Below are 20,363 nucleotides of genomic sequence, written 5' to 3' on the forward strand. Positions count from 1 at the left end.
CTTATCCCCCCTTAGAACACAGTGCAAAGAACTTCGCCGCCGACACCGGCAGCGCGCGCAGCACGATCCGTCATCACACCTTTGTTGGTGGAGACGATAGACACGCCAAGACCGCCACGAACTTTCGGCAGATCTTCAACGGACTTGTACTGACGCAGGCCTGGACGACTAACGCGCTTCACTTCCTCGATGACCGGACGGCCTTCGAAGTATTTCAGCGAGATGGACAACGACGGCTTAGCGTCGGTGGTGATCTGAAAATCCGCGATGTAACCTTCGTCCTTCAGGACTTTTGCTACAGCCACCTTCAACGTGGAAGACGGCATGCTTACGACAGACTTTTCAGCCATCTGGGCATTACGGATTCGAGTTAGCATGTCCGCTAACGGGTCCTGCATACTCATGGGCTAGACGCTCCTAATACAGAAAAATTAGCCTTGCGGCTACTACATGTCGCCGAGAAACTCCGGGCATGAAAAACACGGGCTCAGGCGAGCCGGTCATTCTAGACACACCCCAGAAATGAATCAAGCCCCAAAAGGGGCTTGATTCAGATTCAAGGCCACCGATGGTCAGGTTCTTGCGACCCCGACCATCAAGGCTTTGACAGCGATTACCAGCTGGCTTTAACCAGACCTGGAACGTCACCACGCATTGCCGCTTCACGCAGTTTGTTACGGCCCAGGCCGAACTTGCGGTAAACGCCGTGCGGGCGACCAGTCAGGCGGCAACGGTTACGCATGCGCGAAGCGCTTGCGTCACGTGGTTGCTTCTGCAGAGCTACGGTAGCTTCCCAACGCGCTTCTGGACTTGCGTTCAGATCAACGATGATAGCTTTCAGCGCTGCACGCTTGGTGGCGTACTTGGCAACAGTAAGCTGACGCTTCAGCTCACGGTTTTTCATGCTCTTCTTGGCCATTTTCCTACTCCAATCAGTTGCGGAACGGGAATTTGAAAGCACGCAGCAGAGCGCGGCCTTCATCATCGTTCTTGGCAGTGGTGGTCAGGGTAATGTCCAGACCGCGGAGAGCATCGATCTTGTCGTAGTCGATTTCCGGGAAAATGATCTGCTCTTTCACGCCCATGCTGTAGTTGCCACGACCATCAAAGGACTTGGCATTCAGGCCGCGGAAGTCGCGAACCCGAGGCAGGGAGATCGACAGCAGACGATCCAGGAACTCGTACATACGCTCACGGCGCAGAGTCACTTTGACGCCGATCGGCCATCCTTCACGGACTTTAAAGCCAGCGATGGATTTACGAGCGTAGGTCACAACGACTTTTTGGCCGGTGATCTTTTCCAGGTCAGCAACAGCGTGCTCGATGACTTTTTTGTCGCCGATCGCTTCGCCCAGACCCATGTTCAGGGTGATTTTGGTAACGCGCGGAACTTCCATCACGTTCGAAAGCTTAAGTTCTTCCTTAAGTTTCGGAGCGATTTCCTTCCGGTAAATCTCTTTTAGTCGTGCCATGGTCTTCTACCTAGCAGTGTTCAAGCATCAACCGCTTTTTGGGTCGACTTGAAGACACGAATTTTCTTACCGTCTTCTACTTTGAAACCAACGCGGTCAGCCTTGTTGGTTTCGCCGTTGAAGATGGCGACGTTGGAAGCGTGCAGTGGCGCTTCTTTCTCGACGATACCGCCCTGTACGCCCGACATCGGGTTAGGCTTGGTATGACGCTTGACCAGGTTCAGACCACCAACAACCAGACGGTTGTCAGCAAGAACCTTCAGCACCTTACCGCGCTTACCTTTGTCTTTGCCGGCGATCACGATGATCTCGTCGTCACGACGAATCTTTTGCATGTCGGATCTCCTTACAGCACTTCTGGGGCGAGCGAGACGATCTTCATGAACTTCTCAGTACGAAGTTCACGGGTCACTGGCCCAAAGATACGGGTGCCGATCGGCTCTTGCTTGTTGTTCAGAAGAACAGCAGCGTTGCCATCAAAGCGGATAATGGAGCCATCAGCACGACGTACGCCGTGACGAGTGCGGACTACAACAGCAGTCATCACTTGGCCTTTTTTCACTTTACCGCGAGGAATTGCTTCCTTCACGGTAACTTTGATGATGTCACCGATACCAGCGTAACGACGATGGGAGCCACCCAGCACCTTGATGCACATAACGCGGCGAGCGCCGCTGTTATCGGCCACATCGAGCATGGATTGAGTCTGAATCATATAATTTCTCCGACCCCTAGCCCTTAGACTTCCACAGCGCGTTCGAGAACATCAACCAGCGCCCAAGACTTGGTCTTGGCCATCGGACGAGTTTCACGAATAGTGACTTTGTCGCCGATGTGGCACTGATTGGTTTCGTCGTGCGCGTGCAGCTTAGTCGAACGCTTAACGTATTTACCGTAGATCGGGTGCTTAACGCGACGCTCGATCAGAACGGTGATGGTTTTGTCCATCTTGTCGCTGACAACACGGCCAGTCAGCGTACGGACAGTTTTTTCGGCTTCAGCCATGATCACTTACCTGCCTGCTGGTTGAGCACAGTCTTCACGCGAGCGATGTCACGCTTAACTTGCGAGAGCAGATGAGACTGCCCCAACTGGCCAGTTGCTTTCTGCATGCGCAGATTGAACTGGTCGCGCAGCAAGCCGAGCAGTTGCTCGTTCAGCTGCTGTGCGGATTTTTCACGAAGTTCATTCGCTTTCATCACATCACCGTCCGTTTAACAAAGGAGGTGGCGAGCGGCAGCTTTGCAGCAGCCAGGGCGAAAGCCTCACGCGCCAGCTCTTCAGAAACACCCTCGATTTCATACAGGACTTTGCCTGGCTGAATCTGGGCAACCCAGTACTCCACGTTACCCTTACCTTTACCCATACGAACCTCGAGAGGTTTTTTGGAGATCGGCTTGTCCGGGAATACACGGATCCAGATCTTGCCGCCACGTTTTACGTGACGGGTCAGAGCACGACGTGCTGACTCGATCTGACGAGCGGTGAGACGACCACGAGCAACAGACTTCAGCGCGAACTCGCCGAAGCTGACTTTGCTACCGCGCAGTGCCAGACCACGGTTGTGGCCGGTCATCTGCTTGCGGAACTTCGTACGCTTTGGTTGCAACATTTGGCGTACCCCTTACTTAGCAGCTTTTTTACGAGGCGCTGGTGCTTGTGGCTTCAGCTCTTCTTGGCGACCACCAATTACTTCGCCTTTGAAGATCCAAACCTTTACACCGATCACACCGTAAGTGGTGTGAGCTTCGTAGTTGGCATAGTCGATGTCGGCACGCAGGGTGTGCAGTGGCACACGACCTTCGCGATACCATTCAGTACGTGCGATTTCAGCACCGCCGAGACGACCGCTCACTTGGATTTTGATGCCTTTGGCACCAATGCGCATGGCGTTCTGTACTGCGCGCTTCATCGCGCGACGGAACATTACACGACGCTCCAGCTGCTGAGCTACGCTCTGCGCAACCAGCATACCGTCGAGCTCCGGCTTGCGGATCTCTTCGATATTGATGTGCACAGGCACACCCATTTGCTTGGTCAGGTCCTGACGCAGTTTCTCAACATCTTCACCTTTCTTCCCGATAACGATACCTGGACGAGCGGTGTGGATGGTGATGCGTGCAGTTTGGGCCGGACGATGGATATCGATACGGCTTACGGACGCGCTTTTTAGTTTGTCTTGGAGATACTCACGCACTTTCAGATCTGCGAACAAGTAGTCCGCATAAGTCCGACCGTCTGCGTACCAGACGGAGGTGTGCTCCTTGACGATTCCCAGGCGAATGCCAATGGGATGTACTTTCTGACCCATCTCTTCGACTCCGTTACTTGTCAGCAACCTTGACAGTGATATGGCAAGACCGCTTGACGATGCGATCAGCACGGCCTTTGGCACGTGGCATGATGCGCTTCAGCGAACGCCCTTCGTTGACGAAAACGGTGCTGACCTTCAGGTCATCAACGTCTGCGCCTTCGTTATGCTCGGCGTTGGCTACGGCCGACTCCAGCACTTTCTTCATGATCTCGGCGGCTTTCTTACTGCTGAAAGCCAACAGGTTGAGCGCTTCGCCCACCTTCTTCCCGCGGATCTGGTCGGCGACCAAGCGGGCTTTCTGGGCGGAGATTCGAGCGCCCGACAACTTAGCGGCTACTTCCATTTCCTTACCCCTTAACGCTTGGCTTTCTTGTCAGCCACGTGCCCACGATAAGTGCGGGTACCGGCGAACTCGCCCAGTTTATGGCCAACCATGTCTTCGTTCACGAGAACTGGGACGTGCTGACGGCCGTTGTGTACTGCGATGGTCAGACCGACCATTTGTGGCAGGATCATCGAACGACGCGACCAAGTCTTAATTGGTTTGCGATCGTTCTTTTCCGCCGCCACTTCGATCTTCTTCAGTAGGTGAAGATCAATAAAAGGACCTTTTTTCAGAGAACGTGGCACTGTCGTATCCCTCTATTTACTTGCGACGACGGACGATCATTTTGTCGGTACGCTTATTACCACGAGTCTTCGCGCCCTTAGTCGGGAAGCCCCATGGCGATACCGGATGACGACCACCAGAGGTACGACCTTCACCACCACCATGTGGGTGGTCAACCGGGTTCATGGCAACACCACGAACGGTTGGGCGAACGCCACGCCAGCGTTTGGCACCAGCTTTACCCAGCGAACGCAGGCTATGCTCGGAGTTCGAGACTTCGCCCAGAGTCGCACGGCATTCAGCCAGGACTTTACGCATTTCACCGGAACGCAGACGCAGGGTAACGTACACGCCTTCACGAGCGATCAGCTGAGCCGAAGCACCAGCGGAACGAGCGATCTGTGCGCCTTTACCTGGCTTCAGTTCGATGCCGTGTACGGTAGAACCGACTGGAATGTTGCGCAGTTGCAGAGCGTTGCCTGGCTTGATTGGAGCCAGAGCGCCTGCGATCAGCTGGTCGCCAGCACTCACGCCTTTAGGGGCGATGATGTAGCGACGCTCGCCGTCTGCGTAGCAGAGCAGTGCGATGTGAGCAGTACGGTTTGGATCGTATTCGATACGCTCGACAGTGGCGACGATGCCATCTTTGTCGTTGCGACGGAAATCGACCATACGGTAATGCTGCTTATGACCACCACCGATGTGACGAGTGGTAATACGGCCATTGTTGTTACGACCACCAGTCTTCGATTTTTTCTCGAGCAGCGGTGCGTGAGGAGCGCCTTTATGCAGCTCCTGGTTGACCACCTTGACCACAAAACGGCGGCCAGGGGAAGTCGGTTTGCATTTAACGATTGCCATGATGCACCCCTTCCTTACTCAGCACTGCTGCTGAAATCGAGATCTTGGCCTGGCTGAAGGGAGATAACTGCCTTCTTCCAGTCATTACGCTTGCCCAGACCGCGAGCAGTGCGCTTGCTCTTACCCAGAACGTTCAGGGTAGTGACGCGCTCTACTTTCACGCTGAACAGGCTTTCGACGGCCTTCTTGATTTCCAGCTTGGTTGCATCAGTAGCAACCTTGAAAACGAACTGGCCTTTCTTGTCTGCCAGAACCGTAGCCTTCTCGGAAACGTGCGGGCCAAGCAGAACTTTAAATACGCGTTCCTGGTTCATCCCAGCAGCTCCTCGAATTTCTTCACGGCCGACACGGTGATCAACACCTTGTCGTATGCGATCAGACTAACTGGATCGGAACCTTGCACATCACGTACATCTACGTGTGGCAGGTTACGAGCAGCCAGGTACAGGTTCTGATCAACAGCGTCCGACACGATGAGAACATCGGTCAGGCTCATGTTGTTCAGCTTGCCCAGCAGATCTTTGGTTTTCGGAGTTTCAACAGCGAAATCCTGAACCACGACCAGACGATCAGTACGCACCAGCTCAGCAAGGATGGAACGCATTGCTGCGCGATACATCTTCTTGTTCAGCTTCTGGGAGTGATCCTGTGGACGAGCTGCGAAAGTGGTACCGCCGCCACGCCAGATTGGGCTACGGATAGTACCGGCACGAGCACGGCCAGTACCTTTCTGACGCCATGGGCGCTTGCCGCCACCACGAACGTCGGAACGGGTCTTTTGCTGCTTGCTACCTTGACGGCCGCCGGCCATGTAGGCCACGACTGCTTGGTGAACCAGCGTCTCGTTGAACTCGCCGCCAAATGTCAGTTCGGAAACTTCGATCGCTTGAGCGTCATTTACATTTAATTGCATGTCAGCTTCCCCTTAACCGCGAGCCTTGGCTGCTGGACGTACAACCAGGTTGCCGCCAGTAGCGCCAGGAACAGCGCCCTTGACCAACAACAGATTGCGTTCAGCGTCCACGCGCACTACTTCCAGGGACTGCACGGTCACGCGCTCAGCGCCCATATGACCGGACATTTTTTTGCCCTTGAATACACGACCAGGAGTCTGGCACTGGCCGATAGAGCCTGGGACGCGGTGGGATACGGAGTTACCGTGGGTGTTATCTTGCCCGCGGAAATTCCAACGCTTGATCGTACCCTGGAAGCCTTTACCCTTGGACTGACCGGTTACATCAACCAGTTGACCAGCGGCGAAGATTTCAGCGTTGATCAGATCGCCAGCCTGGTACTCGCCTTCTTCAAGACGGAATTCCATGGTGGTGCGACCAGCGGCTACGTTCGCCTTGGCGAAGTGACCAGCTTGAGCTGCTGTTACACGCGAAGCACGACGCTCGCCGACAGTGACTTGCACTGCACGATAGCCATCGGTCTCTTCAGTTTTGAACTGGGTGACGCGATTCGGCTCGATCTCAATGACCGTGACCGGAATGGAGACACCTTCTTCGGTGAAAATACGGGTCATACCGCATTTACGACCGACTACACCAATAGTCATGTTGTAAACCTCATGAGTGTACGGGGCTTTCACCCGCTATGGCCGCCCATTTCAGAGCGTTACACGACCAAGACCGAGTCTTAGCCGAGGCTGATCTGCACTTCCACACCGGCCGCAAGATCAAGCTTCATAAGAGCATCAACGGTTTTATCCGTTGGCTGGACGATGTCCAGAACGCGCTTATGAGTGCGGATTTCGTACTGGTCACGTGCGTCTTTGTTGACGTGCGGAGAAACCAGAACGGTGAACCGCTCTTTACGGGTAGGCAGTGGAATTGGACCACGCACTTGAGCACCAGTACGTTTCGCGGTTTCCACGATTTCCTGGGTTGATTGGTCGATCAGGCGATGGTCGAAAGCCTTCAACCTGATACGGATTTGCTGATTTTGCATTGGATTTCAGACTCCGGCTGCTATTCCCACCGGGCGCAATACGCCCGTTAAAAGGAGGCGCAATTCTATAGACGCCCCAGATAGGTGTCAACCCAATAAAAAAGCCCCCGCTGAGCGGGGGCTTTTTCACTTCATCAAGCAGACTCTATAAAAGAGAATTACTCGATGATTTTTGCTACGACGCCAGCGCCGACGGTACGACCGCCTTCACGGATAGCGAAACGCAGACCGTCTTCCATCGCGATGGTTTTGATCAGGGTAACAGTCATCTGAATGTTGTCACCTGGCATTACCATTTCAACGCCTTCTGGCAGCTCGCAGTTACCAGTCACGTCAGTAGTACGGAAGTAGAACTGTGGACGGTAGCCTTTGAAGAACGGAGTGTGACGACCGCCTTCTTCCTTGCTCAGAACGTAAACTTCTGCGGTGAACTTGGTGTGCGGCTTAACCGAACCTGGCTTAACCAGAACCTGACCACGCTCAACGTCGTCACGCTTGGTACCACGCAGCAGAACGCCGCAGTTCTCGCCAGCACGACCTTCGTCGAGCAGCTTGCGGAACATCTCAACACCGGTGCAGGTGGTGGTGGTGGTGTCACGCAGACCAACGATTTCCAGTGCATCTTGAACGCGAACGATACCGCGCTCGATACGACCAGTCACAACAGTACCGCGACCCGAGATCGAGAATACGTCTTCGATTGGCATCAGGAATGGCTTGTCGATCATACGAACTGGTTCTGGGATGTAGGTATCCAGAGTTTCAACCAGTTTACGAACGGCAGTGGTGCCCATTTCGTTGTCGTCTTTGCCTTCCAGCGCCATACGAGCCGAACCGATGATGATCGGAGTGTCGTCGCCTGGGAAGTCATAGGTGGACAGCAGGTCGCGAACTTCCATCTCAACCAGTTCCAGCAGCTCAGCGTCGTCTACCAGGTCAGCCTTGTTCAGGAAAACCACGATGTACGGAACGCCTACCTGACGGGACAGCAGGATGTGCTCACGGGTTTGTGGCATCGGACCATCAGCGGCCGAGCAAACCAGGATCGCGCCGTCCATCTGAGCAGCACCGGTGATCATGTTCTTCACGTAGTCAGCGTGACCTGGGCAGTCAACGTGAGCGTAGTGACGAATAGTCGAGTTGTACTCAACGTGAGCGGTGTTGATGGTGATACCGCGAGCTTTTTCTTCTGGAGCGCTGTCGATCTTGTCGAATTCAACTACGGCCGAACCGAAAACTTCGGAGCAGACGCGAGTCAGAGCAGCGGTCAGAGTGGTTTTACCGTGGTCAACGTGACCGATGGTGCCAACGTTGACGTGCGGTAGGGAACGATCAAATTTTTCTTTAGCCACGACAATTAACTCCTAGCCTAAAGGGGCTGAATCAGCCTTGTTTTTTGGTTACGGATTCGACGATGTGCGACGGAGCCGTATCGTATTTTTTGAATTCCATAGAGTAGCTTGCGCGACCCTGGGACATGGAACGAACGTCGGTCGCATAACCGAACATCTCACCCAGTGGAACCTCGGCACGGATAACCTTGCCGGACACTGTGTCTTCCATACCCTGGATCATGCCGCGACGACGGTTAAGGTCGCCCATTACATCACCCATATAGTCTTCAGGCGTAACAACCTCTACCGCCATGATCGGCTCGAGCAACTCACCACCGCCCTTCTGGGCCAGTTGCTTGGTCGCCATGGAAGCAGCCACTTTAAACGCCATCTCGTTGGAGTCGACGTCGTGGTAAGAACCATCGAACACGGTAGCCTTCAGGCCGATCAGCGGATAGCCGGCAACAACGCCGTTCTTCATCTGCTCTTCGATACCCTTCTGGATAGCCGGGATGTATTCCTTAGGAACCACACCACCTACAACTTCGTTCACGAATTGCAGACCTTCCTGACCTTCATCAGCAGGAGCAAAACGGATCCAGCAGTGACCGAACTGGCCGCGACCACCGGACTGACGAACGAACTTGCCTTCGATTTCACAGTTCTTCGTGATGCGCTCACGATACGAAACCTGAGGCTTGCCGATGTTGGCTTCGACGTTGAACTCACGGCGCATCCGGTCAACCAGGATGTCCAGGTGCAACTCGCCCATGCCGGAGATGATCGTTTGACCAGTCTCTTCATCAGTTTTAACGCGGAAAGACGGGTCTTCCTGAGCCAGCTTGCCCAGTGCGATACCCATTTTTTCCTGGTCATCCTTGGTCTTAGGCTCTACGGCAACCGAAATAACCGGCTCCGGGAAGTCCATGCGAACCAGGATGATTGGCTTGTCAGCGTTGCAGAGGGTTTCACCAGTGGTGACGTCCTTCATGCCGATCAGGGCCGCGATGTCGCCAGCGCGTACTTCCTTGATCTCTTCACGGGCGTTTGCGTGCATTTGCACCATACGACCCACGCGCTCTTTCTTGCCTTTAACCGAGTTGATCACGCCGTCGCCGGAGTTCAACACGCCCGAGTAAACACGGACGAAGGTCAAGGTACCCACGAATGGGTCGGTAGCGATTTTGAACGCCAGTGCCGCGAACGGCTCGTCGTCACTTGCGTGACGCTCCATTTCCTCTTCCTCGTTATCAGGGTTCGAGCCCTTGATAGCTGGAATGTCGGTTGGAGCAGGCAGGAAGTCGATAACGGCGTCGAGAACCAGGGGAACGCCCTTGTTCTTGAACGACGAACCGCACACAGCCAGAACGATTTCGCCAGCGATAGTGCGCTGACGCAGAGCGGCCTTGATCTCTTCGATCGACAGCTCTTCGCCTTCCAGGTACTTGTTCATCAGCTCTTCACTGGCTTCGGCCGCAGCCTCAACCATGTTGCTGCGCCACTCAGTAGCCAGCTCGAGCATGTCCGCAGGGATTTCCTTGCGAACAGGAACCATACCCTTGTCGGAGTCGTTCCAGTAAACAGCCTGCATGTTGATCAGGTCGATCTGGCCCTGGAAGTTGTCTTCCGAACCGATAGCGAGCTGAATCGGCACCGGAGTGTGACCCAGACGCTGCTTGATCTGACCGATCACGCGCAGGAAGTTGGCACCGGCACGGTCCATCTTGTTTACGTAAACAAGACGTGGAACGCCGTATTTGTTGGCCTGACGCCATACGGTTTCCGACTGCGGCTCAACACCCGAAGTACCGCAGAATACAACGACAGCGCCGTCGAGTACGCGCAGGGAACGTTCGACTTCAATGGTGAAGTCTACGTGGCCCGGGGTATCGATGACGTTGAAGCGGTGTTCGTGAGGATACTGCTTCTCGGAACCTTTCCAGAAGGCGGTAATGGCAGCAGAAGTAATGGTAATACCACGCTCCTGCTCCTGAACCATCCAGTCTGTGGTCGCGGCGCCGTCATGCACCTCGCCCATTTTGTGACTTTTGCCAGTGTAAAAAAGGACGCGCTCGGTGGTGGTGGTTTTACCAGCATCCACGTGAGCGACGATACCGATGTTACGGTAGCGACTAATCGGAGTAGTACGAGCCATAAAGCCCTCGCAAAATTAGTGAAGCTAAAATTAGAAGCGGTAGTGCGAGAAAGCTTTGTTGGCTTCGGCCATACGGTGCACGTCTTCACGCTTCTTAACAGCAGCACCTTTACCTTCAGCAGCATCCAGCAGTTCGCCAGCCAAGCGCAGAGCCATAGACTTCTCGCCACGCTTACGGGCGAAGTCTACCAACCAGCGCATTGCCAGAGCGTTACGGCGGGAAGGACGAACCTCGACCGGAACCTGGTAAGTAGCACCACCAACGCGGCGCGACTTCACTTCGACCAGCGGAGCGATGGCGTCGAGTGCTTTTTCGAAGAGTTCCAGGGGATCGGTGCCGGCCTTACGAGCCTTCACGGTTTCCAGGGCACCATAAACGATACGCTCGGCAACGGCTTTCTTGCCGCTTTCCATAACGTGGTTCATGAATTTGGCGAGGATCTGGCTTCCGTATTTCGGATCGTCCAGAATCTCACGCTTTGCTGCTACGCGACGTCTTGGCATGATAAGCCCTCAAGCGGTCTTCAGGTTAGTTCGGGACAGATCCATTGGATGCAAGCCCGACCTTACTCTTATCGACTCAATAAAATGAAAATCTGCAAAACGACCGATTACTTCGGACGCTTGGTACCGTACTTCGAACGACCCTGGTTACGGCCTTTAACGCCGGAAGTATCCAAGGAGCCGCGAACGGTGTGGTAACGAACACCTGGCAAGTCTTTTACACGACCGCCGCGGATCAGTACCACGCTGTGCTCTTGCAGGTTGTGGCCTTCACCACCGATGTACGAGGAAACCTCGAAACCGTTGGTCAGACGCACACGGCATACTTTACGCAGTGCCGAGTTAGGTTTTTTCGGCGTAGTGGTGTACACACGGGTGCACACGCCACGACGTTGCGGGCAGTTCTGCAGCGCAGGCACGTCGGATTTCTCGACGATACGCTTACGCGGCTGACGTACCAGCTGGTTGATAGTTGCCATCTACTAGCTCCACTGTTGTCTTGCGACGCTATTGTCTTGCAAGAAAAGCAAAATGACAGGAACGGATTCCCGCCAAATTTAGGGGATCAAGAGTCTAAAGAGGATCTTGTCCCCAGTCAAGGCAAGGCCCCGACCTCCCCGCCCGTCGAACCTTGACAATTTGTCTCGATTCGACGAACGGAGCGATCAGGGCCTCAGCTTAGTTACCGCAGAACTCAGTTACCGCTCGAGTTCAACGCTTCGGTCAGTGCTGCTTCCACTTCACTGGCGCTTACGCGCAACGGCTTGTCTGCATCACGACGACGCTTGCGCTCGCTGTGATATGCCAGACCGGTACCGGCCGGGATCAGACGACCCACAACCACGTTTTCTTTCAGGCCGCGCAGATAGTCGCGCTTGCCGGTGACTGCCGCTTCGGTCAGTACGCGAGTGGTTTCCTGGAAGGAAGCCGCCGAGATGAACGATTCGGTGGACAACGACGCCTTGGTGATACCCAGCAGAACGCGAGTGAACTTGGAGACAAACTTGTCTTCTGCGCTCAGACGTTCGTTCTCTACCAGTACGTGAGTCAGTTCCATCTGGTCGCCCTTGATGAAGCTGGAATCGCCGGATTCGGAGATCTCAACTTTACGCAGCATCTGACGCAGGATGGTCTCGATGTGCTTGTCGTTGATCTTCACGCCTTGCAGACGGTAAACGTCCTGGATCTCGTTCACGATGTACTTGGCCAGCGCGCTCACACCCAGCAGACGCAGGATGTCGTGCGGATCGCTTGGACCGTCGGAGATAACTTCGCCGCGGTTTACCTGTTCGCCTTCGAACACGTTCAGGTGACGCCACTTCGGAATCAGCTCTTCGTACGGATCGCTACCGTCGTTCGGGGTAATGACCAGACGGCGCTTGCCTTTGGTCTCTTTACCGAACGCGATGGTGCCGCTGACTTCAGCCAGAATCGACGCTTCTTTCGGACGACGAGCTTCGAACAAGTCGGCAACACGCGGCAGACCACCGGTGATGTCACGGGTCTTCGAAGTTTCTTGCGGGATACGAGCGATAACATCACCGATCGCGATCTTCGCACCGTCCGCAACACCGACCAGAGCGTTGGCTGGCAGGAAGTACTGAGCGATAACGTCAGTGCCTGGCAGCAACAGATCCTTGCCGTTGTCGTCGACCATCTTCACTGCAGGACGGATTTCCTTACCGGCAGCTGGACGATCTTTCGCGTCGAGTACTTCAATGTTGGTCATACCGGTCAATTCGTCAGTCTGACGCTTGATCGTGATGCCTTCTTCCATGCCCACGTAGGTCACGGTACCTTTCATTTCGGTAACGATCGGGTGAGTGTGCGGATCCCACTTGGCCACGATTGCGCCAGCGTCGACCTTGTCACCTTCTTTAACCGAAATCACAGCACCGTACGGCAGCTTGTAACGCTCACGCTCACGACCGAAGTCATCAGCGATGGCCAGCTCACCGGAACGGGACACAGCAACCAGGTGGCCATCCACACGCTCAACGTGCTTCAGGTTGTGCAGACGGACAGTACCGCCATTCTTCACCTGAACGCTGTCGGCTGCGGAAGTACGGCTTGCCGCACCACCGATGTGGAACGTACGCATCGTCAGCTGGGTACCCGGCTCACCGATGGACTGGGCAGCGATGACGCCGACCGCTTCACCGATGTTCACCTGGTGACCACGAGCCAGATCACGGCCGTAGCACTTGGCGCAAATACCGTAGCGGGTTTCGCAGCTGATCGGCGAACGCACGATCACTTCGTCGATGCTGTTCAGCTCGATGAACTCGACCCACTTCTCGTCTACCAGGGTACCGGCAGGAACGATGACGTCCTCGGTGCCTGGCTTGAATACGTCACGGGCAATAACACGACCCAGTACGCGCTCACCCAACGGCTCTACAACGTCACCGCCTTCAATGTGCGGAGTCATCAGCAGACCGTGTTCGGTGCCGCAATCGATCTCGGTTACAACCAGATCCTGCGCCACGTCTACCAGACGACGAGTCAGGTAACCGGAGTTCGCAGTTTTCAACGCGGTATCCGCCAGACCTTTACGAGCACCGTGAGTCGAGATGAAGTACTGAAGTACGCTCAGACCTTCACGGAAGTTCGCAGTAATCGGCGTTTCAATGATGGAACCGTCCGGCTTGGCCATCAGACCACGCATACCGGCCAGCTGACGAATCTGTGCTGCGGAACCCCGCGCACCCGAGTCGGCCATCATGTACATCGAGTTGAAGGACTCTTGATCGACTTCATCGCCGTGACGGTCGATGACTTTCTCTTTCGAGAGGTTGGCCATCATCGCCTTGGAAACTTCGTCGTTCGCCTTCGACCAAAGGTCGATCACTTTGTTGTACTTCTCGCCCTGGGTTACCAGGCCGGAGGCGTACTGGCTCTCGATCTCTTTCACTTCGTCGGTGGCTGCACCGATGATGCGGGCTTTTTCGTCCGGGATAACGAAGTCGTTAACACCGATGGAAACGCCGGAGATGGTCGAGTAAGCGAAACCGGTGTACATCAACTGGTCAGCGAAGATCACGGTCTCTTTCAGACCAACCACGCGGTAGCACTGGTTGATCAGCTTGGAGATCGCCTTTTTCTTCATTGGCAGGTTGACGACATCGTACGACAGACCTTTCGGCACAACCTGGAACAGCAGCGCACGGCCGACAGTGGTGTCGACGATACGAGTGTTGCTCACGCTGTTGCCGTCACGGTCGTTGACGGTTTCGTTGATACGAACCTTGACCTTGGCGTGCAGTGCGGCTTCGCCGGCACGGAACACACGGTCAACTTCCTGCAGATCCGCGAATACACGACCTTCGCCCTTGGCGTTGATCGCTTCACGAGTCATGTAGTACAGACCCAATACAACGTCCTGCGACGGAACGATGATTGGCTCACCGTTGGCTGGCGACAGAATGTTGTTGGTCGACATCATCAACGCACGCGCTTCGAGCTGGGCTTCCAGCGTCAGCGGTACGTGCACGGCCATTTGGTCGCCGTCGAAGTCGGCGTTGTACGCGGCGCAGACCAGCGGGTGCAGCTGGATAGCCTTACCTTCGATCAGTACCGGTTCAAACGCCTGGATACCCAGACGGTGAAGGGTCGGTGCACGGTTGAGAAGAACCGGGTGTTCGCGAATCACTTCAGCGAGAACGTCCCAAACCTCTGGCAGCTCGCGCTCGACCATTTTCTTGGCCGCTTTGATGGTGGTCGCGAGACCACGCATTTCCAGCTTGCCGAAAATGAACGGTTTGAACAGCTCGAGAGCCATCTTCTTCGGCAGACCGCACTGGTGCAGACGCAGGGTCGGACCTACGGTAATTACCGAACGACCGGAGTAGTCAACACGCTTACCGAGCAAGTTCTGACGGAAACGACCCTGCTTACCCTTGATCATGTCAGCCAGGGATTTCAGAGGACGCTTGTTCGAACCGGTGATAGCGCGGCCACGACGACCGTTGTCGAGCAGTGCATCGACAGCTTCCTGCAACATACGCTTTTCGTTGCGCACGATGATGTCCGGAGCGGACAGATCCAGCAGACGCTTCAAACGGTTGTTACGGTTGATCACTCGACGATACAGATCGTTGAGGTCGGAAGTCGCGAAACGACCGCCATCCAGCGGGACCAGTGGACGCAGATCTGGCGGCAGAACCGGCAGAACGGTCAGCACCATCCACTCTGGCAGGTTGCCGGAACCCTGGAAGGCTTCCATCAACTTCAGACGCTTGGACAGCTTCTTGATCTTGGTTTCCGAGTTGGTTTGCGGAATTTCTTCGCGCAGACGACCAATCTCGTGCTCCAGGTCGATAGCGTGCAGCAGTTCACGGACAGCTTCTGCACCCATGCGGGCGTCGAAGTCATCACCAAACTCTTCCAGCGCTTCAAAGTACTGCTCGTCGTTCAGCAGCTGACCTTTTTCAAGGGTGGTCATGCCTGGATCGATAACGACGTAGCTCTCGAAGTAGAGAACGCGTTCGATATCACGCAGGGTCATATCCATCAGCAAGCCGATACGGGACGGCAGCGATTTCAGGAACCAGATATGGGCAACCGGCGAAGCCAGTTCGATGTGCGCCATGCGCTCACGACGAACCTTGGCCAGTGCAACTTCAACACCGCACTTCTCGCAGATCACACCACGGTGCTTCAAGCGCTTGTACTTACCGCACAGGCACTCGTAATCCTTTACCGGGCCAAAGATCTTGGCGCAGAACAGACCGTCACGCTCAGGTTTGAACGTACGGTAGTTGATGGTTTCCGGCTTTTTAACTTCACCGAACGACCACGAGCGGATCATCTCAGGCGAGGCCAATCCGATACGGATGGCGTCGAACTCTTCGACTTGACCCTGGTTTTTCAGCAAATTCAGTAGGTCTTTCAAGGCCTTTCCTCCTGGCGGAGCAGAGAGCGGGCAATCCTGCCCCGCTCTCGATCGCGTCACGTGTTATTCGGTTTCCAGATCGATATCGATGCCGAGGGAACGAATTTCCTTGATCAACACGTTGAAGGACTCGGGCATGCCCGGCTCCATACGGTGATCGCCATCCACGATGTTTTTGTACATCTTGGTACGGCCGTTCACATCGTCCGACTTCACTGTGAGCATTTCTTGCAGAGTGTATGCAGCACCGTATGCTTCCAGTGCCCAGACCTCCATCTCCCCGAAACGCTGACCACCGAACTGCGCCTTACCACCCAGCGGCTGCTGGGTAACCAGGCTGTACGAACCGGTAGAACGCGCGTGCATCTTGTCGTCTACCAAGTGGTTCAGCTTCAGCATGTACATGTAGCCAACGGTAACTGGACGCTCGAACTTGTTGCCGGTACGGCCGTCAGTCAGCTGCATCTGGCCGCTTTCCGGCAGGTCTGCCAGTTTCAGCATGGCCTTGATTTCGCTTTCCTTGGCGCCGTCGAACACTGGAGTGGCCATTGGAACGCCGCCACGCAGGTTTTTCGCCAGATCCAGGATTTCCTGATCGGAGAAGCTGTCCAGATCTTCGTTACGACCGCCGATCTGGTTGTAGATCTCGTCCAGGAAGGTACGCAGTTCAGCGACTTTACGCTGCTCTTCGACCATCCGGTTGATCTTCTCGCCCAGACCTTTGGCCGCGAGGCCCAGGTGGGTTTCAAGGATCTGACCAACGTTCATACGCGAAGGTACGCCCAACGGGTTGAGGACGACGTCGACCGGGGTGCCATTGGCATCGTGCGGCATGTCTTCAACCGGCATGATCACGGAGACCACACCTTTGTTACCGTGACGACCGGCCATCTTGTCGCCCGGCTGAATGCGACGACGGATTGCCAGGTAAACCTTGACGATTTTCAGCACGCCTGGAGCCAGGTCATCGCCCTGCTGCAGTTTGCGCTTCTTGTCTTCGAACTTGTCGTCCAGCAGACGGCGGCGATCAACGATGTAGGCCTGAGCCTTCTCGAGCTGCTCGTTCAGAGCATCTTCAGCCATGCGCAGTTTGAACCACTGACCATGCTCAAGACCGTCGAGAACTTCGTCGGTGATGTCCTGACCTTTCTTCAGACCGGCGCCGCCTTCAGCCTTGTGGCCTACCAGAGCGGAGCGCAGACGTTCGAAGGTCGCGCCTTCAACGATACGGAACTCTTCGTTCAGATCCTTGCGGATCTCGTCCAGCTGGGACTTCTCGATCGACAGAGCACGAGCATCACGCTCAACGCCGTCGCGGGTGAAGACCTGTACGTCGATTACAGTACCTTTGGTACCGGTAGGTACACGCAGAGAGGTATCTTTAACGTCGCTGGCTTTTTCACCGAAGATCGCACGCAGCAGTTTTTCTTCCGGAGTCAGTTGGGTCTCGCCTTTCGGAGTGACCTTGCCCACCAGGATGTCGCCTGCGCCTACTTCAGCACCTACGTAAACGATACCGGCTTCGTCCAGCTTGTTCAGTGCAGCTTCACCCACGTTCGGGATGTCCGCAGTGATTTCCTCTGGGCCAAGCTTGGTGTCACGGGCCACACAGGTCAGTTCCTGAATGTGGATCGTGGTGAAGCGGTCTTCCTGAACCACACGCTCGGACAGGCAGATGGAGTCTTCGAAGTTGAAGCCGTTCCATGCCATGAACGCGATGCGCATGTTCTGACCCAGCGCCAGTTCACCCATGTCGGTGGACGGGCCGTCGGCCATGATGTCGCTACGCTGAACGCGATCACCCTTGCTCACCAGCGGACGCTGGTTGATGCAGGTGTTCTGGTTCGAGCGGGTGTATTTGGTCAGGTTGTAGATGTCGACACCAGCTTCACCGGTTTCAACTTCGTCATCAGCAACACGAACCACGATACGGCTGGCATCAACGGAGTCGATCACGCCGCCACGACGAGCCACGACGCAAACGCCGGAGTCGCGAGCCACGTTACGCTCCATGCCCGTACCTACCAGCGGCTTGTCAGCGCGCAGGGTTGGTACAGCTTGACGCTGCATGTTCGAACCCATCAACGCACGGTTGGCGTCGTCGTGCTCGAGGAACGGAATCAACGACGCTGCAACCGAAACTACCTGCTTCGGCGAAACGTCCATCAGGGTGACGTCTTCCGGCGCCTTGACGGTGAATTCGTTGAGGTGACGTACGGCTACCAGTTCGTCGATCAGGACTTTCTGCTCGTTCATGGTCGCCGAAGCCTGCGCGATCACGTGATCGGCTTCTTCAATGGCGGACAGGAACACGATCTCGTCGGTGACCACACCTTCTTTCACCACACGGTACGGGCTTTCCAGAAAGCCATACTGGTTGGTGCGGGCGTAAGCGGCCAGGGAGTTGATCAGACCGATGTTCGGACCTTCCGGCGTTTCAATCGGGCAGACACGACCGTAGTGAGTCGGGTGTACGTCACGGACCTCAAAGCCTGCGCGCTCACGAGTCAGACCGCCAGGGCCGAGTGCAGAGACACGACGCTTGTGGGTGATCTCGGACAGCGGGTTGTTCTGGTCCATGAACTGCGAGAGCTGGCTGGAACCGAAGAACTCTTTCACCGCCGCCGCCACTGGCTTGGCGTTGATCAGGTCTTGCGGCATCAGGCCTTCGCTTTCGGCCATCGACAGACGCTCTTTGACCGCACGCTCGACACGTACCAGGCCAACGCGGAACTGGTTTTCAGCCATTTCGCCTACGCAGCGAACACGACGGTTACCCAGGTGGTCGATGTCATCGACGATGCCTTTACCGTTACGGATGTCGACCAGAGTCTTCAGTACCGCGACGATATCTTCCTTGCACAGCACGCCCGAACCTTCGATCTCGGTACGACCGATACGACGGTTGAACTTCATCCGGCCGACCGCAGACAGGTCATAGCGCTCAGGGCTGAAGAACAGGTTGTTGAACAGGGTCTCGGCAGCGTCTTTGGTCGGCGGCTCGCCTGGACGCATCATGCGATAGATCTCGACCAGCGCTTCCAATTGGTTGCTGGTGGAGTCGATCTTCAGCGTGTCGGAGATGAACGGACCACAGTCGATGTCGTTGGTGTACAGAGTTTCGATGCGAACAACGCCGGCCTTGGCGATTTTCGCCAGGACTTCAGTCGACAGCTCGGTGTTGCACTCTGCCAGGATTTCGCCGGTAGCCGGATGCACGATGACCTTGGCGGTGGTGCGACCCAGGACGTAGTCCAGAGGCACGTCCAGCTCTTTGATCCCGGCTTTTTCCAGCTGGTTGATGTGGCGGGCAGTGATACGACGGCCCTGCTCGACAATCACCTTGCCTTTATCGTCCTGAATATCGAGGACAGCTACTTCACCGCGCAGACGCTGAGGCACCAGTTCCAGGCTCAGGCCTTCGCCTTTAACGTGGAATACGTTGGTGGTGTAGAAAGCGTCCAGCACTTCTTCGGTGGTGTAGCCGAGTGCGCGCAGCAGTACCGAGGCCGGCAGCTTGCGACGACGGTCGATACGCACGAATACGCAGTCTTTCGGGTCGAACTCGAAGTCCAGCCACGAACCGCGGTAAGGGATGATGCGCGCGGAGTACAGCAGTTTACCGGAACTGTGCGTCTTGCCGCGGTCGTGGTCGAAGAACACGCCCGGGGAACGGTGCAGCTGGGAAACGATAACACGCTCGGTACCGTTGATTACGAAGGTACCGTTCTCAGTCATCAATGGGATTTCGCCCATGTAGACTTCTTGCTCTTTGATGTCCTTGATCGCTTTGTTCGACGATTCTTTGTCGAAAATGATCAGGCGCACTTTTACCCGCAAAGGTACGGCGAAAGTTACACCGCGCAATACGCATTCTTTGACATCAAATGCCGGTTCGCCCAGGCGATAACCGACGTACTCCAGCGCAGCATTGCCGGAGTAGCTGATGATCGGGAAAACGGATTTGAAGGCCGCATGCAGGCCCACGTCGCGGAACTGATCTTTAGTCGCTCCCGCTTGCAAGAATTCACGATACGAATCCAGCTGGATGGCCAGGAGGTACGGCACATCCATGACGTCCGGCAACTTGCTAAAGTCCTTGCGGATACGTTTTTTCTCAGTATATGAGTAAGCCATCAGCGTTCCCCAGCTTGGTCACCTGCTTGTTTGGCCCCTCCCGACGGGAGCAGCCAGAAAATCGTGCAAACCCCATGGTTTGCGCCACCGCATCGGGTGGTTACAGCGCCTTTATCAGCACCGACCCAG

General features: G+C 55.5%; 22 protein-coding genes. All 22 read right to left on the bottom strand.

The annotated features are described in order from the left end of the window. Positions 1-11 precede the first annotated feature (11 nt). Complete coding sequence (gene rpsH, locus AC1RBR_RS24100) at positions 12-404, bottom strand: 30S ribosomal protein S8 (RefSeq protein WP_007966178.1); 393 nt, start codon at positions 402-404, stop codon at positions 12-14. A 209-nt stretch (positions 405-613) separates the two neighbouring features. Further along, positions 614-919 (bottom strand): 30S ribosomal protein S14, encoded by a 306-nt coding sequence (rpsN, locus tag AC1RBR_RS24105; protein WP_003228726.1) that lies wholly within the window; start codon positions 917-919, stop codon positions 614-616. 13 nt (positions 920-932) lie between these two features. Next, complete coding sequence (rplE, locus tag AC1RBR_RS24110) at positions 933-1,472, bottom strand: 50S ribosomal protein L5 (RefSeq protein ID WP_003210069.1); 540 nt, start codon at positions 1,470-1,472, stop codon at positions 933-935. A 20-nt stretch (positions 1,473-1,492) separates the two neighbouring features. Next, entirely contained in the window at positions 1,493-1,807 is a 315-nt protein-coding gene (gene rplX, locus AC1RBR_RS24115; protein WP_003186046.1) for a 50S ribosomal protein L24, read from the bottom strand. 11 nt (positions 1,808-1,818) lie between these two features. Beyond that, positions 1,819-2,187 (bottom strand): 50S ribosomal protein L14, encoded by a 369-nt coding sequence (rplN, locus tag AC1RBR_RS24120; protein ID WP_002555479.1) that lies wholly within the window; start codon positions 2,185-2,187, stop codon positions 1,819-1,821. A gap of 23 nt (positions 2,188-2,210) precedes the next feature. Next, on the bottom strand, positions 2,211-2,477 hold the full coding sequence (gene rpsQ, locus AC1RBR_RS24125) for a 30S ribosomal protein S17 (RefSeq protein ID WP_003194644.1): 267 nt from the start codon (positions 2,475-2,477) through the stop codon (positions 2,211-2,213). Between the two features lie 2 nt (positions 2,478-2,479). After that, complete coding sequence (gene rpmC, locus AC1RBR_RS24130) at positions 2,480-2,671, bottom strand: 50S ribosomal protein L29 (protein ID WP_002555481.1); 192 nt, start codon at positions 2,669-2,671, stop codon at positions 2,480-2,482. After that, positions 2,671-3,084, bottom strand: coding sequence for a 50S ribosomal protein L16 (gene rplP / locus AC1RBR_RS24135; RefSeq protein WP_003228729.1), 414 nt, complete (start codon positions 3,082-3,084; stop codon positions 2,671-2,673). Before rplP ends, rpmC begins: the two co-directional genes overlap by 1 nt. 12 nt (positions 3,085-3,096) lie before the next feature. Further along, complete coding sequence (gene rpsC / locus AC1RBR_RS24140) at positions 3,097-3,783, bottom strand: 30S ribosomal protein S3 (protein WP_003176422.1); 687 nt, start codon at positions 3,781-3,783, stop codon at positions 3,097-3,099. A 13-nt stretch (positions 3,784-3,796) separates the two neighbouring features. Continuing rightward, positions 3,797-4,129: a 50S ribosomal protein L22 gene (gene rplV, locus AC1RBR_RS24145; protein ID WP_003103908.1), complete on the bottom strand. Its 333-nt coding sequence runs from the start codon at positions 4,127-4,129 to the stop codon at positions 3,797-3,799. An 11-nt stretch (positions 4,130-4,140) separates the two neighbouring features. Next, complete coding sequence (gene rpsS / locus AC1RBR_RS24150; RefSeq protein ID WP_003228731.1) at positions 4,141-4,416, bottom strand: 30S ribosomal protein S19; 276 nt, start codon at positions 4,414-4,416, stop codon at positions 4,141-4,143. A gap of 16 nt (positions 4,417-4,432) precedes the next feature. Then, positions 4,433-5,257 carry a 50S ribosomal protein L2 gene (gene rplB / locus AC1RBR_RS24155; protein ID WP_003228734.1) on the bottom strand — a complete coding sequence of 275 codons (825 nt, stop codon included), beginning with the start codon at positions 5,255-5,257 and terminating at the stop codon, positions 4,433-4,435. 14 nt (positions 5,258-5,271) lie between these two features. Beyond that, positions 5,272-5,571: a 50S ribosomal protein L23 gene (gene rplW, locus AC1RBR_RS24160; RefSeq protein ID WP_002555488.1), complete on the bottom strand. Its 300-nt coding sequence runs from the start codon at positions 5,569-5,571 to the stop codon at positions 5,272-5,274. After that, positions 5,568-6,170 (bottom strand): 50S ribosomal protein L4, encoded by a 603-nt coding sequence (gene rplD / locus AC1RBR_RS24165; RefSeq protein ID WP_003228735.1) that lies wholly within the window; start codon positions 6,168-6,170, stop codon positions 5,568-5,570. The genes rplW and rplD overlap by 4 nt, the downstream gene beginning before the upstream one ends. 12 nt (positions 6,171-6,182) lie before the next feature. Further along, positions 6,183-6,818 carry a 50S ribosomal protein L3 gene (gene rplC / locus AC1RBR_RS24170; RefSeq protein ID WP_003228738.1) on the bottom strand — a complete coding sequence of 212 codons (636 nt, stop codon included), beginning with the start codon at positions 6,816-6,818 and terminating at the stop codon, positions 6,183-6,185. Positions 6,819-6,898: 80 nt separating this feature from the next. Next, positions 6,899-7,210, bottom strand: a complete 312-nt coding sequence (rpsJ, locus tag AC1RBR_RS24175; protein ID WP_003186070.1) for a 30S ribosomal protein S10 — start codon at positions 7,208-7,210, stop codon at positions 6,899-6,901. Positions 7,211-7,368: 158 nt separating this feature from the next. Further along, positions 7,369-8,562: an elongation factor Tu gene (tuf, locus tag AC1RBR_RS24180; RefSeq protein WP_024014521.1), complete on the bottom strand. Its 1,194-nt coding sequence runs from the start codon at positions 8,560-8,562 to the stop codon at positions 7,369-7,371. 31 nt (positions 8,563-8,593) lie between these two features. After that, on the bottom strand, positions 8,594-10,699 hold the full coding sequence (gene fusA / locus AC1RBR_RS24185) for an elongation factor G (RefSeq protein WP_007962223.1): 2,106 nt from the start codon (positions 10,697-10,699) through the stop codon (positions 8,594-8,596). Between the two features lie 30 nt (positions 10,700-10,729). Continuing rightward, entirely contained in the window at positions 10,730-11,203 is a 474-nt protein-coding gene (rpsG, locus tag AC1RBR_RS24190; protein ID WP_003228745.1) for a 30S ribosomal protein S7, read from the bottom strand. 107 nt (positions 11,204-11,310) lie between these two features. After that, on the bottom strand, positions 11,311-11,682 hold the full coding sequence (rpsL, locus tag AC1RBR_RS24195) for a 30S ribosomal protein S12 (RefSeq protein ID WP_003186084.1): 372 nt from the start codon (positions 11,680-11,682) through the stop codon (positions 11,311-11,313). A gap of 215 nt (positions 11,683-11,897) precedes the next feature. Further along, complete coding sequence (gene rpoC, locus AC1RBR_RS24200) at positions 11,898-16,097, bottom strand: DNA-directed RNA polymerase subunit beta' (protein ID WP_027614261.1); 4,200 nt, start codon at positions 16,095-16,097, stop codon at positions 11,898-11,900. Between the two features lie 63 nt (positions 16,098-16,160). Continuing rightward, the gene (rpoB, locus tag AC1RBR_RS24205) at positions 16,161-20,234 is read right to left on the bottom strand and encodes a DNA-directed RNA polymerase subunit beta (RefSeq protein WP_027614262.1); all 4,074 of its coding nucleotides are present in this window, start codon (positions 20,232-20,234) and stop codon (positions 16,161-16,163) included. Positions 20,235-20,363 lie beyond the last annotated feature (129 nt).

The organism is Pseudomonas sp. GW823-FHT01D03, assembly GCF_058798255.1.